We start from the raw sequence: 11,850 nt of genomic DNA, 5'->3' as shown, positions 1-11,850 counted from the left end.
GCAGCTAATCTACTTGAAACAGTTTTTGAAATAAGGCAGAAGTTCATCGACAGTGTGCTTGTTAACAAACTGAAAAGGAAAGAATTATGGCCCTCATGTTCGGTTCTCCAAACCGCAAGGACCGCAGGTCGGTGGAAGACGCCAAGAAAGACCAGCGGCTGGATATGGCCCGCAATCTCTACCTTGGCGGCAGAGTAAAAATAGTAACGACTGAAAACGTGCCCAACCGCGAGGTGGTGGGAACTTTCGGACTGATAGTCTGCAGAAGTTACAACTTCGACAATGCTTTTTACGGACTGATTGCCCAGGCCGTGGACGCCAATGCGGATGCCATACTCGGATACCGCGAATCGGTCTCCTTCCACCCGGAAGGGGATAAATTCTACTCCTGCTACGGCACAGCCGTGCGACTTAAAAAAATAAAGTAGTTGCCGAATGACAGCCCGGTCCGGATCAATCTGTTCCGGGCAGTTGCTCAAGGTGTTCCGCGCAGACACTGAGCCAGCCGACCAGACTGGGTGAAAAACCGTGAATCTCCAGCCACCTGGCATCAAGAAGGTGCGGAGCGCATTTTTGACAAGGGAACCGCAGTTCATGGTCAAAAGTATTTGCCACATGCACAGCAACCGCAGGGCTTAAATCCGTGCTGCCCAGCTTTGACAAATCGTGATGGCAGTACACCGCCTCTACCACATCCTCGTTGAATCCCCATATGGCCAGCAGATAGGCCCCTACCTCGGCATGGGTAAACCCGAGGATGTCCTTTTCCGCATCCTGTATGGAAACAGCATCCTCGCGCACCAGACCGAGGATCATCCGATATTCGTCAGGATATGATGTGGCAAGCACCAGCTTCCCTATATCGTGCAGGAATCCGGCAAGAAAAGTATTTTCGCACAACTCGTTACAGGCGTCCTCCGACCTGACAATGGCCCTGCCGAGCAATCCTGTATACTGGCAGTGCTCACCGAGTTCCGCAATGGAAAAATCCAATCCCTTTAAATCCGCTGAATTGAACATGGACAAGCCCATGACAATACCTTTGAGCGCGTCCAGCCCCAGCAGCGTTACAGCCTGTTCCGGATTGGTCACCTTTGAAAACAGGCCGAAAACCGGAGAATTTACGATTTTCAGAAGACCGGCGCTCATGCTCATGTCTTCGCCTATTATCCTGCCTAGTTCACCGATGAAGACGTCTTCCTTTCTGAGGGCTTTTTCCAGCCGGAAATAAAGATCGGGCAGGGACGGCAGCTCATCTATGGAAGCAATGGCTTTGGCAGCACGCTCGTTGAGAAAAATATTTTTGAGCCGCATGCTTTTCTTGATTTTACTCAAGAACTCCGAAGGAACATACGGCTTGGAAATGAACTGATGCGCGGAATTGATATACTGGAGAAAATTTTCGGCCTGCACTTCGGCGGAAGTAATAAACCTGATTGAGCCGGGCTGACGGGATTTTATCTCGTGCAGGAGTTCTCCATCTGCGAACCCTTCCATATGCAATTCGGTTGCAACGATATCAAAAGGACGAGTCATGAGTTGATCCATGACCTCTTCGGCATTGCTGGCAAAGCAGACTTTCCAGCGTTTCTGTAACGGCTCGATCAACTTTTCCAGCAATTGCAACTGAGCCTTGTCTTCGTCGACAAAAAGTATGTTTTTCGACCTGCCCATCCGGCCCTCCTTCTACTTCCTGATCATATGGCTATCCAACCCGGTACCGGGGCTTTTAATACACTCTATCATGGTGCAATACTTTTTAAAATCTAAATCAGCATAAAAAACAAATAGAAAATCCGTCCCAAACCTGGAACGGATTTTCCCGTATTTCATTAAAAGATCATTTCTTGATCAGCACATAGGGCCGGTCGGAAATGAACTGTTCATTTATAACCCTTATCCCGTCAGGCTTGTCTTTCCATTTGTCATAATATTTTTTCTGCATGACCAGAATTACATCATCCTTCTGGTTCAGGAGTGAGTTTATCTCATCCATGTCACTTGTTTCATGAATATCCGTTCCGGCGTAATAGGAAAAGATGCCGGAATAAATTTTGTGGGCCAGCGGATAACTACCCTGCTCCACATAGTGTTTCATCATTTCACCAGTCTGGCGCGGGCTCATAACCGGATCGAGTGACGGCAGAGTGTAAAGGGCCAGCGGCTGGAGCCACAGGACCATAACAACTGCCATGAGCAACAGTCCTCTTTTCGCGCCGGAATTCCTGAGCGCCAGCATTCCGAGGCCGCCCACTCCCATAATCAGCACAGTGAAAGACAAACCGCGCAGGGCTGAATCAAATGGGAAGAAGGCTTCCGCAAAAGGCGCCGCAACTGCGAGCACCAGATAGACAACGGCAACACCGATCCACATCCGGGCGGAATTGATGGCCGGAGGATTCCCTCCTTCACCCAGCAGCCCTCGTGCAGTAAGCACGGCCAGAGGCGCAAACAGCGGCAGGATATAGATAAGAACCTTGATACTGAGACACGAAAGCAGCACAAAACCGCTGATGAACATGATCCATGCCCAGTCGCGGCCGTCAGTTGCATCATCGTTGCGTGCGGCCAAAAAAGCCGCAAGAGAATCTGTGCAGAACAGTTTTTTGAACGGCAGAGCGAAAATGGCCGTGGTCCATGGCAGCCACGCCAGCGGGAAGGCTATCAGATAATACTGGAACGGCTCTTCATGGTGAAACGAGCTTACCGCACGCTGATAAATCTGCTTGTAGAAAATATTATGGATAAAAGAGGTTCCATCCACAATCATAGCTCCGACCACCCAGGCCGCAAGGATAGCCAGCAGTACGGCGAATCCTTTTGCCAGTCCTTTGTCGCGCAACAGGAAGAACCTTTTCTTCCAGCCTAGAAAACAGACAGCTGTCAAAATCGGAAAGATGAGGCCGAGCGGCCCCTTGGTCAATGTGGCGACTCCCATCAGGGCAAAAGCGGCAATAAACCACCGCGCAGTGCTCCGGCTATGAAAACCTTTGTATAAGCATATGTTTGCCCAGATTATAAAGCTGGCGAACAGCAGGTCCATTCTGGAATAATGTGCAATGCCTGCAAAAAAAATATTCGTGAGCAGGACCAGACCGCTTGCAAGAACGGTTTTCTTTCCGCACCCAAGAGTTTTCGCAAGAGCCAGCGTAGAAACAAGAAAGATTGCCGCGGAAACAGCCGATCCCAGGAAGAAGACGGAAGGTCCGTCTGCAGGGGTCAGGTTATCGATAAGCGACAGAAACCAGAAATATACCGGAGGCTTGTCCGGGTATGGAACCCCGTTCAGATACATGACCAGCCAGTGCCCGGCATCCTTCATCTGGTGGTAGACGTTGGCATAGCGGACCTCATCCGAAAACCACAGGGAACGGTAGTCCATGGTGAACACGGATTGCAGGAACAGGAGGAAGAGAACGGAAAGCCAGGGGCTGCTTTCCAGAATGTCCCATGCAAGGGACTTTTTTTCATGACGCATTTAATCAATCCTCTCGGGAGAAAAGGTGAATGGCGAACCCTGCCACGGAACCGAGCATCCAGCCGCAGAACACATCGCTGGGATGGTGCCAGCTCAGATATATCCGGCTGAAAGCCACCGCGGCGGCAAATATCCCCAAAATCAGGGTAAGCAGAAACTGCCTGTATCTCAAAACAAGGGGCAGCGCAGCCCCGTAAATTTCCGTAGTATGTCCGGAAGGCAGCGAATGGTATGCCCCCCTGCCGGAAAAAGGTTCAAAGAGGGGGCCCTCGCCGGGGCGCGGTCTTCCGATGGCTATTTTCATGAACCGGACCAGCAGCAGACTTATCGACAACTGTACAACTAGATATACAAGCGCAAATCGCAGGCGTGATGAATATTTCCTGCGCTGTCTTATCCCGGTGATCAGAAACCAGAGATATACTGGATAAAAAAGCGCATTCCCCCAATCCGTGATCAGAAGAGCCGTTTTCCTGATGTCCGGGTGAGCGTGCGCATGAGCCTTGAACCAGAGCATCACTTCTGTTTCATTCGCAAAATGATACCGGATCACCGCCAGAATCAGCAGCAACGGCAGGGAACCCAGAATGTAGTGGCACAACGCGGCGTGCCTGTTGAGGAATGCGGACAAGGGCTAATCCTCTCCGTCTTCCGCAGGACTTTCCGGCGTAACATCGTCCGGGTACGGATCTGCGGTAAAACGCTTCCACGTTTCCCTGTCAGCACCGATTTCCGCAAGGACTTCAGAAAGTTTCTTGCCTTCCTTTTTCCAGTACTTGTAGCTGTGATCAGGACAGGAAAAGGGAATGACCAGAGTCCCGTCTTCCATAAAATACGGCTTGTCGTTGTTTTCGTTACTCATGGGCACGGTTTACACTTCGCAGGCAAGGTGTTCAAGCCCATCCTGCCTGTTTTTCATTTTCCATCCGCCCCGGAATCTTTTCCCGGCTGAATTTAAAGCTCATTTCCTCCGGTCCTATTTACATTTGAAAAAAGAGTACTATACTTCATCTCATTGCCGCCTGCCCCGTTTTCCGGGCGGCAGTTTGAGGAGGTTAAATGAAATCAAAAAACTATCTTGGATTACTTACTCTCATTGCAATTCTCGCATTACCGGCCTTCGCCTTTGCGGACGGCCTGCCTTCCTTTGTGGATCTGGCGAAAAAATGCGGTCCGGCTGTCGTAAACATAAATACTGTAAAAACAGTTGAAGTTGATAACTCCATGGAAAATTTTTTCCAGTTTCACGGCAACGGACAAAACGGACTCAACCCCTTTGAGGAATTCTTCAAACAGTTCAATAACAGAGGGCGCGGGAACCACCCCAAACAAAAACGCAAGACCGGTTCACTCGGTTCCGGATTCATCATTTCCGATGACGGCTATATAGTGACCAACAACCATGTCGTGGCATCTGCCGACGAAATCAAGGTCAAGCTCCAGAACGACGGCAGGGATTATACTGCCAAACTTATCGGCCGTGACAAGGAAACAGACCTCGCCCTGCTGAAGATTGAAGCGGACAAGAAACTTCCCCATCTGGACTTCGCCGACTCCGAAAAGGCCCAGGTAGGAGAATGGGTGCTGGCCATAGGCAACCCCTTCGGTCTCGGACACACCGTAACCAAGGGTATCATCAGCGCCAAGGGACGCATCATCGGTGCTGGTCCGTTCGATAACTTCATCCAGACCGATGCAAGCATCAACCCCGGAAACTCCGGCGGACCGCTCATCGATATGAATGGAAAGGTTGTCGGCATCAACACCGCCATAATCGCCAGCGGACAGGGGATCGGCTTCGCCATCCCCAGCAACATGGCCAAAAACGTCATCACCCAGCTCAAGAACGACCACAAGGTCAGCCGCGGCTGGCTCGGCGTGACCATACAGGACTCGGATGAAAACACGGCCAAGGCTCTGGGGCTGCAGAAGAAGACCGGCGCACTGGTCAACTCCGTCAACCCCGGCGACCCCGCAGACAAGGGCGGAATGAAGGTCGGTGATGTAATCCTCACAGTGGACGGCCAGAAGATAGATGATACCAACGACCTGCTGCGCACAGTTGCCGCACTGCCTCCGGGCAAGAAGGTGACTGTAGAAGTATGGCGTCAGGGAAGCACCAAAAAGCTGAGCATCACCCTCGGCGACCGCAACGGAAAAACCGTGGTAGCCAAGGCTGAACAGGCCTCTCCCAAGGGAAGAGAAGAAAGCATCGACGACCTAGGACTGGTTGTGCGCAGGATCAACCGTGAAGCCGAAGCACAGTCACTGGGACTGGACAGTCCCATGGGCCTGCTGGTCATAGAAGTGGGACAGGATTCCCCGGCTGAAAACGCCGCCATCGCAGTTGGCGACGTCATCCTTGAAGCCAACCAGCACAAGGTAAATTCGGTCAAGGAACTGCAGAGCATAATCAACACACAGGGCAAGAAGCGCGGTCTGGTCATGCTGCTGATCAAGCGGCAGGGAACCAACATCTTCCGCACCATAGAACTGAAGGATAAATAGTCTCCTATCCGGTTTGTTGCCCCCGAAAACAATCCCGTTCCGGATATATCCGGGACGGGATTCATCATAATAAAAAGCGGGCTATTTTCACTCTTCCTAACGGAATCTCTTTAGGTTAAACACGGACCATGGACAACAAAACTATAACACTGACAGCCCCGGCAAAGGTTAATCTCTACCTGAAAATAGTGCGCAGACGGGAAGACGGATATCACGAACTGGATACCCTGTTCCTGCCTTTTCCGGCACTGTTCGATACTCTTGAAATAACGGAGACCGGAAAAAGCTGCACCATTAACTGTGCAGGATTCGACCTTCCGGCGGAAGAGAACCTTATCTACAAGGCCTGGGACAGATATGCATCGGCAACCGGGTTCCGTCCCGGACTCCACGTGGAGCTGATTAAAAGGACCCCCACCGGCGCGGGACTGGGAGGCGGAAGTTCCGATGCCGCCACCATGTTGAAATTTCTGAACACTCACCCGGAAAGCCCAGGTATGGATGCCGAAAAACTCAATGCCCTTGCCGCCGGACTTGGAGCGGACGTTCCGTTTTTTCTGCTGGACGGCCCGGCCTGGGCAAAAGGAATAGGAGAAATTCTGACTCCGTGCGAGGTTGATCTTTCCGGACTCACCGCTCTGCTGGCCTGCCCTGATGTCCACGTCAACACGGCGTGGGCCTACAAGGCATGGAGCAGCAGGGACAAAAAAGTCTGGGAACAAAAAATGGAATCCTTCCTCTTGACAACTTCCGTAAGCAGTAATAATAAAACGGCCTCCAAAACGAGGGTGACTTTATTAAATGACTTTGAGAAAGTTGTCCTTCCCGAGTTTCCCGTGATACGGAAAACAAAGGAATACTTGCTGAAAAACGGAGCCTGCGGGGCTGTGATGAGCGGAAGCGGAGCAAGTGTTATTTCCTTTTTCAAAAACGGAAACGACGCCGAAAAAGCCGCTGCCGGATTAAAAGCTGCCGGAACAGTCTCAGTTCTTCACACATTTTCATAATTGAAAGTAAATTTTTAAATAATCAAGTGCAGGGATGTCGCCAAGTTGGTAAGGCAACGGGTTTTGGTCCCGTCACTCGCGGGTTCGAATCCTGCCATCCCTGCCAAATTCTTTTCCTGTCCCCGAGTGGTCAAGGTGGAGACCGACAATGAACGGTGAACTCAAGATTATCAGCGGCTCGTCAAATCCGGCACTTTCGGAAGCAATCTGTGACCATCTCGGCAGCAAACTTACGCCCTGCCTGCGCGAGAAATTCAGTGATGGCGAAATCCGCATTGAAATTCAGGACAACGTCCGCGGCTGTGACGTCTTTGTAGTCCAGTCGACCTGCGATCCTGTCAACTTTCATTTCATGGAACTCTGTCTCATGCTCGACGCGCTCAAGAGAGCCAGCGCCAGACGCGTAACCGCAGTTGTTCCCTACTACGGGTACGCAAGGCAGGACCGCAAGGTTTCCCCGCGCGCACCCATCAGCGCCAAGCTCTGTGCCGACTGCCTTACCGTAGCCGGAATGCAGCGTCTGGTAACCATCGACCTGCACGCAGGCCAGATCCAGGGATTCTTCAACCTTCCCGTGGACAACATCTACGCCGCGCCTGTTCTGCTTGAAGAACTGCGTACCCGCGACGAAGAAATGGTAATGGTTTCCCCTGATGCAGGCGGAACCGAACGCGCCAGAGCCTATGCCAAGCATCTCAATGCAGGGCTGGCCATCGTGGACAAACGCCGCGATGCCCCGAACCAGGCAAGAGCCATGCACGTCATCGGCGAAGTCAAGAACAAGACCTGCGTGGTCATGGATGACATGATCGACACCGCAGGCACCATTTGCCAGGCAGCCAAGGTTCTCATGGAACACGGCGCAAAAGACGTAATCGCCTGCGCAACTCATCCGGTACTTTCCGGACCGGCCATGGACAGACTGGCTGCGGCTCCCTTCTCCGAAGTGATCGTGACCAACACCCTGCCCGTACCCGAAGCGAAATTCGCAAAATGCGACAAGATCAAAGTAAAATCCGTCGCCGGGATTCTGGCAAAATGCATTCATAATGTGCATACCGAATCTTCCGTAAGCGTACTTTTCGTTTAAAACAGCCTATTCCCACCCTCTGCCGGTCTTTTTGAGCGGCAGCAGGTTAACACATAAGGAGATAACCATGTCTGAGAAAGCTACCATCAAAGCGGAACTTCGTACCGAAACCGGTAAGTCCGCCAACCGCAAGCTTCGCAGCAAGGGTCTGGTTCCCGCCGTTTTCTACACCCAGAAAGGCGAAAACATGATCCTGACCGTCAATGAAAACGAATTCGCGAAAATGTTCCGTCAGACCGGAACCACCCGCGTATTCAGCCTGGAAGTCGACGGCAAAGCCTATGACACCCTGGCCTGGAAAGTTCAGAAGGACCCTGTTCGCCCCCGTGTGAACCACATCGACTTTCTCGGTGTAACCCCCGGCAGTGCCATCAAGCTCGATGTTCCTGTCGTAACCACAGGTAGAGCCCCCGGTGTAAAACTGGGTGGTCGTATCGCCGTTTACCGCAGCAAACTCACCGTTGCCTGCACCGCGGAAACCCTTCCCGCATCCATCTCCGTTGATGTCAGCAGCCTCAATGTAGGCGACACTGTTTTCGTCAATGAAATTGATCTCGGCGAAGGTGCATCCGTTGTTTTCGATAACAACTTCGCTCTCGTTCGCTGTGCCGCCGGTCGCGGTGCCGCAAAAGATGAGGAAGAAGACAAAGAATAGCCTTTCGATACATACGTGTATTCAGGCCCCGGAGTTTCCGGGGCCTTTGTCATTTTTTGAGCCTGTGGAATAATTTTCAGGCACCCAGCTTTTCAGAAAAGGTTTCACAATGGATTATAAGGCACTCATAGTCGGACTTGGCAATCCCGGCCCCGAATATGCATTGACCAGACACAACATCGGCTTCATCGCCGTGGACGCTCTGGAGGAAACTGCTTCTTCCCGCAAAAGCATGCGCCACAAAAAGCTGGAGCTATCCGGCGATTATGAACTTTTCTCCGCAGCCATAGCCGGCAGCAACGTGCTGATTGCAAAACCGCTGACATACATGAATCTCAGCGGCAAGGCGGTTGCGGCCATCTGCGGTAAATTTTCCATTCCCGTAGGAAGTGTAATCGTCATCCACGACGAACTGGACCTCCCTGCGGGAAAAATGAAATTCAAGAAAGGCGGAGGCAACAACGGACACAGAGGGCTGGAATCCATCCAGCAGTCCATGGGGTCTCCTGATTTCTTCAGGGTGCGGATAGGAATAGGCAGGCCGGAATTTTCATCGCAGGTCAAAGATTATGTTCTGGAAGAGTTTTCACCCGGTGAACTGAATATAGCAAAACAGATGGCTGCCGCCGTCACAAAGGGTCTCGACCTTTATTTCAGACGCGGACAGGGTACAGCGACGCAATTCATGCACACGTTTGCGCCGGAAACAAATGAAAAGCAGCCATAGACTATTTTTTACATTTCGGTTACACTTTTTCAACACAATAATTCCCCGGACAAAAAGTACACTAAATCAGGGGTTCAAAAAAATGGATAGGAAATCCTCCGCAACAGCATTCGGAACATCCGTTCGTACTTAATGCGCCAACATTTGAACGGAATGCCCGCCGGAAACCATAATTCCATTTTTGTGTGCATTTCTTTTGTAAATCCAAGGAGCCATGAGTGTTTGAGTTAGACCAACTGGTTGTCTACCCTTCACAGGGAGTAGGCAAAGTAGAACGTATTGAAAGTCAGGAAATAGGCGGAGCAACTGCCGAATTTTATATTGTCCGCATTTTGAGCAATAATGTAACGCTCATGGTCCCGGTCATGAACGCCAAAAACGTCGGACTCAGGGCGGTCTGCGACAAGGATGCGGGACTGAAAATTTTTGAATGCCTCAAAGACAGATCTGACTTCACCGGATACACTGGCCAGAACTGGAACAGACGCTACCGCGAATACTCCGAAAAACTGAAAAGCGGCGACCTGCAGGACGTAGCTTATGTTCTCAAGGAACTCTTCCTCATAGGTCGGGACAAGGAACTCTCCTTTGGGGAAAGAAGACTTTTGGAACAGGCTATGGGACTGGTTTCCATGGAACTTTCATTTGCACTCGACCTTGATCAGGAAGAAATAAAGGACGAGATCAACGAACTTTTCAGTGATGTGCTTGAAAAACAGGAAACTGAATCCTGAAAAACACGATCAAACAGCTTGTCATAAACGATTCTTTCAGTTAATGCCCTAGAAGTTGCAGCCGCAGGAATGCTCATTTTACGTTTTTTCGAATGTATTGCATGCAAAACCTGAATTTCGGACTGCCGCAGGGCGATACGTGAATCATGGACAAAAGTTGATTTTTATAATTCGCGCATTAAAACTGCCACTCACTTGGGAAACAAATCCAATACAATACACACATTGATTTTACGCTGAAGCAAACTGCCGCGTGCAGAATCGTTGCGAGCTGTACGGATTTTTTTTTGCAGTTAAAATTCGATATTTTTAACATTTAACTCCGGTTATACAGTATGGGCCAAGACAAAAAGACAAACAACCTGAACCTGACTGAACTGAAACTGAAGAACATGTCAGATCTCATGGATCTGGCTGCAAAGTTTAAAGTTGAAAACCCCAGCGGAATGCGCAAGCAGGAATTGATCTTCGCCCTGCTTCAGGGCTGCGCTTCGCAAAACGGCCAGATATACGGCGAAGGGGTTCTGGAAGTTCTCCCCGACGGTTTCGGCTTTCTGCGTTCACCAACCTACAGCTACATGCCCGGACCGGATGACATCTACGTATCTCCGTCCCAGATACGAAGATTCGGTCTCAGAAAGGGCGACATCATTTCCGGACAGATTCGCCCCCCCAAAGAAGGCGAACGTTATTTCGCCCTGCTCAGGGTAAATGAAATCGGGCTTGAGCCTCCCGAGCATTCGCGTAATCTGGTCCTTTTCGACAACCTCACTCCCATCTACCCGGACAGCCGTTTCAGAATGGAAAACGGCCCGACAAATTTCAGTTCAAGAGTAATAGATATTCTCTCCCCCATCGGACGGGGACAGCGTGCTCTGCTCGTGGCCCCTCCCCGCACCGGGAAAACCATGATGCTCCAGAACATAGCCAACTCCATCAACGCCAATCATCCTGATGTAGACCTCATCGTACTCCTGATTGACGAACGTCCGGAAGAAGTCACCGACATGGCCCGTACAGTCAAGGCCGAAGTCGTCAGCTCCACTTTCGATGAACCTCCGCAGCGCCATGTGCAGGTTACCGAAATGGTCCTCGAAAAGGCAAAACGCCTTGTTGAACGCAAACGTGACGTGGTTATCCTGCTTGACTCCATCACCAGACTCGGCAGAGCGTACAACGCCGTCACCCCTTCATCAGGACGCGTGCTTTCCGGCGGTCTGGACGCCAACGCCATGCAGCGTCCGAAACGCTTTTTCGGTGCGGCCCGCAACATAGAAGAAGGCGGAAGCCTGACCATAATTGCAACCGCCCTCATTGATACCGGCTCCCGCATGGACGAAGTCATCTTCGAAGAATTCAAGGGAACCGGCAACATGGACCTCTACCTTGACCGCAAGCTTGCCGAAAAAAGAGTTTTCCCGGCCATCGACATCAACCGCTCCGGAACACGCAAAGAAGAAATGCTGCTGGATCAGGACGTGCTCAACAAGGTCTGGATACTGCGCAAGCTCCTTGCCCCCATGAACACAATCGATTCCATGGAATTCCTGCTCGACAAGATGAAAGGAACCAAGAACAACGACGAATTCTTCGACATGATGGGCAAATAAAATCAGCCCGTCCGCACACTGAATTAGCGCCGAGAATTAAA

At 51.0% G+C, this 11,850-nt stretch carries 12 protein-coding genes and 1 tRNA gene; 9 read left to right on the top strand and 4 right to left on the bottom strand.

Annotated features, from left to right (window positions below; genetic code table 11):
- Positions 1–86 precede the first annotated feature (86 nt).
- On the top strand, positions 87–428 hold the full coding sequence (locus ACKU4E_RS00615; protein ID WP_320169155.1) for a hypothetical protein: 342 nt from the start codon (positions 87–89) through the stop codon (positions 426–428).
- Positions 429–453: 25 nt separating this feature from the next.
- On the opposite strand, the gene ACKU4E_RS00610 is transcribed toward ACKU4E_RS00615, so the two are convergent.
- The 4 genes from ACKU4E_RS00610 to ACKU4E_RS00595 all read right to left on the bottom strand — a co-directional run bounded on the left by ACKU4E_RS00610 (position 454) and on the right by ACKU4E_RS00595 (position 4,340).
- Positions 454–1,674: a response regulator gene (locus ACKU4E_RS00610; RefSeq protein ID WP_320169154.1), complete on the bottom strand. Its 1,221-nt coding sequence runs from the start codon at positions 1,672–1,674 to the stop codon at positions 454–456.
- Between the two features lie 166 nt (positions 1,675–1,840).
- Positions 1,841–3,478 carry a glycosyltransferase family 39 protein gene (locus tag ACKU4E_RS00605; RefSeq protein ID WP_320169153.1) on the bottom strand — a complete coding sequence of 546 codons (1,638 nt, stop codon included), beginning with the start codon at positions 3,476–3,478 and terminating at the stop codon, positions 1,841–1,843.
- A gap of 4 nt (positions 3,479–3,482) precedes the next feature.
- On the bottom strand, positions 3,483–4,109 hold the full coding sequence (locus ACKU4E_RS00600; RefSeq protein WP_320169152.1) for a phosphatase PAP2 family protein: 627 nt from the start codon (positions 4,107–4,109) through the stop codon (positions 3,483–3,485).
- A gap of 3 nt (positions 4,110–4,112) precedes the next feature.
- The gene (locus ACKU4E_RS00595) at positions 4,113–4,340 is read right to left on the bottom strand and encodes a hypothetical protein (RefSeq protein WP_320169151.1); all 228 of its coding nucleotides are present in this window, start codon (positions 4,338–4,340) and stop codon (positions 4,113–4,115) included.
- A 197-nt stretch (positions 4,341–4,537) separates the two neighbouring features.
- Between ACKU4E_RS00595 and ACKU4E_RS00590 the strand changes: the two genes are divergently transcribed.
- From ACKU4E_RS00590 to rho, 8 genes are all read left to right on the top strand, one after another.
- A complete protein-coding gene (locus tag ACKU4E_RS00590) occupies positions 4,538–5,986 on the top strand; it encodes a DegQ family serine endoprotease (protein ID WP_320169150.1) in 1,449 nt (482 codons plus the stop codon).
- A 128-nt stretch (positions 5,987–6,114) separates the two neighbouring features.
- Entirely contained in the window at positions 6,115–6,993 is an 879-nt protein-coding gene (gene ispE, locus ACKU4E_RS00585; RefSeq protein ID WP_320169149.1) for a 4-(cytidine 5'-diphospho)-2-C-methyl-D-erythritol kinase, read from the top strand.
- A 30-nt stretch (positions 6,994–7,023) separates the two neighbouring features.
- Positions 7,024–7,099: transfer RNA gene (locus tag ACKU4E_RS00580), tRNA-Gln, on the top strand.
- Between the two features lie 42 nt (positions 7,100–7,141).
- Positions 7,142–8,083, top strand: coding sequence for a ribose-phosphate pyrophosphokinase (locus tag ACKU4E_RS00575; protein ID WP_320169148.1), 942 nt, complete (start codon positions 7,142–7,144; stop codon positions 8,081–8,083).
- 67 nt (positions 8,084–8,150) lie between these two features.
- Entirely contained in the window at positions 8,151–8,738 is a 588-nt protein-coding gene (locus ACKU4E_RS00570) for a 50S ribosomal protein L25 (protein ID WP_320169147.1), read from the top strand.
- 109 nt (positions 8,739–8,847) lie between these two features.
- Positions 8,848–9,465, top strand: a complete 618-nt coding sequence (gene pth, locus ACKU4E_RS00565; RefSeq protein WP_320169146.1) for an aminoacyl-tRNA hydrolase — start codon at positions 8,848–8,850, stop codon at positions 9,463–9,465.
- A 218-nt stretch (positions 9,466–9,683) separates the two neighbouring features.
- Positions 9,684–10,199, top strand: coding sequence for a CarD family transcriptional regulator (locus ACKU4E_RS00560; protein WP_320169145.1), 516 nt, complete (start codon positions 9,684–9,686; stop codon positions 10,197–10,199).
- A 335-nt stretch (positions 10,200–10,534) separates the two neighbouring features.
- Entirely contained in the window at positions 10,535–11,809 is a 1,275-nt protein-coding gene (rho, locus tag ACKU4E_RS00555; RefSeq protein ID WP_320169144.1) for a transcription termination factor Rho, read from the top strand.
- Positions 11,810–11,850: the final 41 nt, after the last annotated feature.

The sequence above is a fragment of the Maridesulfovibrio sp. genome (genome assembly GCF_963677005.1).
Lineage (GTDB): Bacteria > Desulfobacterota > Desulfovibrionia > Desulfovibrionales > Desulfovibrionaceae > Maridesulfovibrio.
This window is presented reverse-complemented; position numbering and strand designations above follow the sequence as displayed.

Coding starts and splice junctions, on each gene's coding strand:
- ACKU4E_RS00615 (WP_320169155.1), top strand. CDS start 87: ATGGCCCTCATGTTCGGTTCTCCAAACCGCAAGGACCGCAGGTCGGTG.
- ACKU4E_RS00610 (WP_320169154.1), bottom strand. CDS start 1,674: ATGGGCAGGTCGAAAAACATACTTTTTGTCGACGAAGACAAGGCTCAG.
- ACKU4E_RS00605 (WP_320169153.1), bottom strand. CDS start 3,478: ATGCGTCATGAAAAAAAGTCCCTTGCATGGGACATTCTGGAAAGCAGC.
- ACKU4E_RS00595 (WP_320169151.1), bottom strand. CDS start 4,340: ATGAGTAACGAAAACAACGACAAGCCGTATTTTATGGAAGACGGGACT.
- ACKU4E_RS00590 (WP_320169150.1), top strand. CDS start 4,538: ATGAAATCAAAAAACTATCTTGGATTACTTACTCTCATTGCAATTCTC.
- ispE (WP_320169149.1), top strand. CDS start 6,115: ATGGACAACAAAACTATAACACTGACAGCCCCGGCAAAGGTTAATCTC.
- ACKU4E_RS00575 (WP_320169148.1), top strand. CDS start 7,142: ATGAACGGTGAACTCAAGATTATCAGCGGCTCGTCAAATCCGGCACTT.
- ACKU4E_RS00570 (WP_320169147.1), top strand. CDS start 8,151: ATGTCTGAGAAAGCTACCATCAAAGCGGAACTTCGTACCGAAACCGGT.
- pth (WP_320169146.1), top strand. CDS start 8,848: ATGGATTATAAGGCACTCATAGTCGGACTTGGCAATCCCGGCCCCGAA.
- rho (WP_320169144.1), top strand. CDS start 10,535: ATGGGCCAAGACAAAAAGACAAACAACCTGAACCTGACTGAACTGAAA.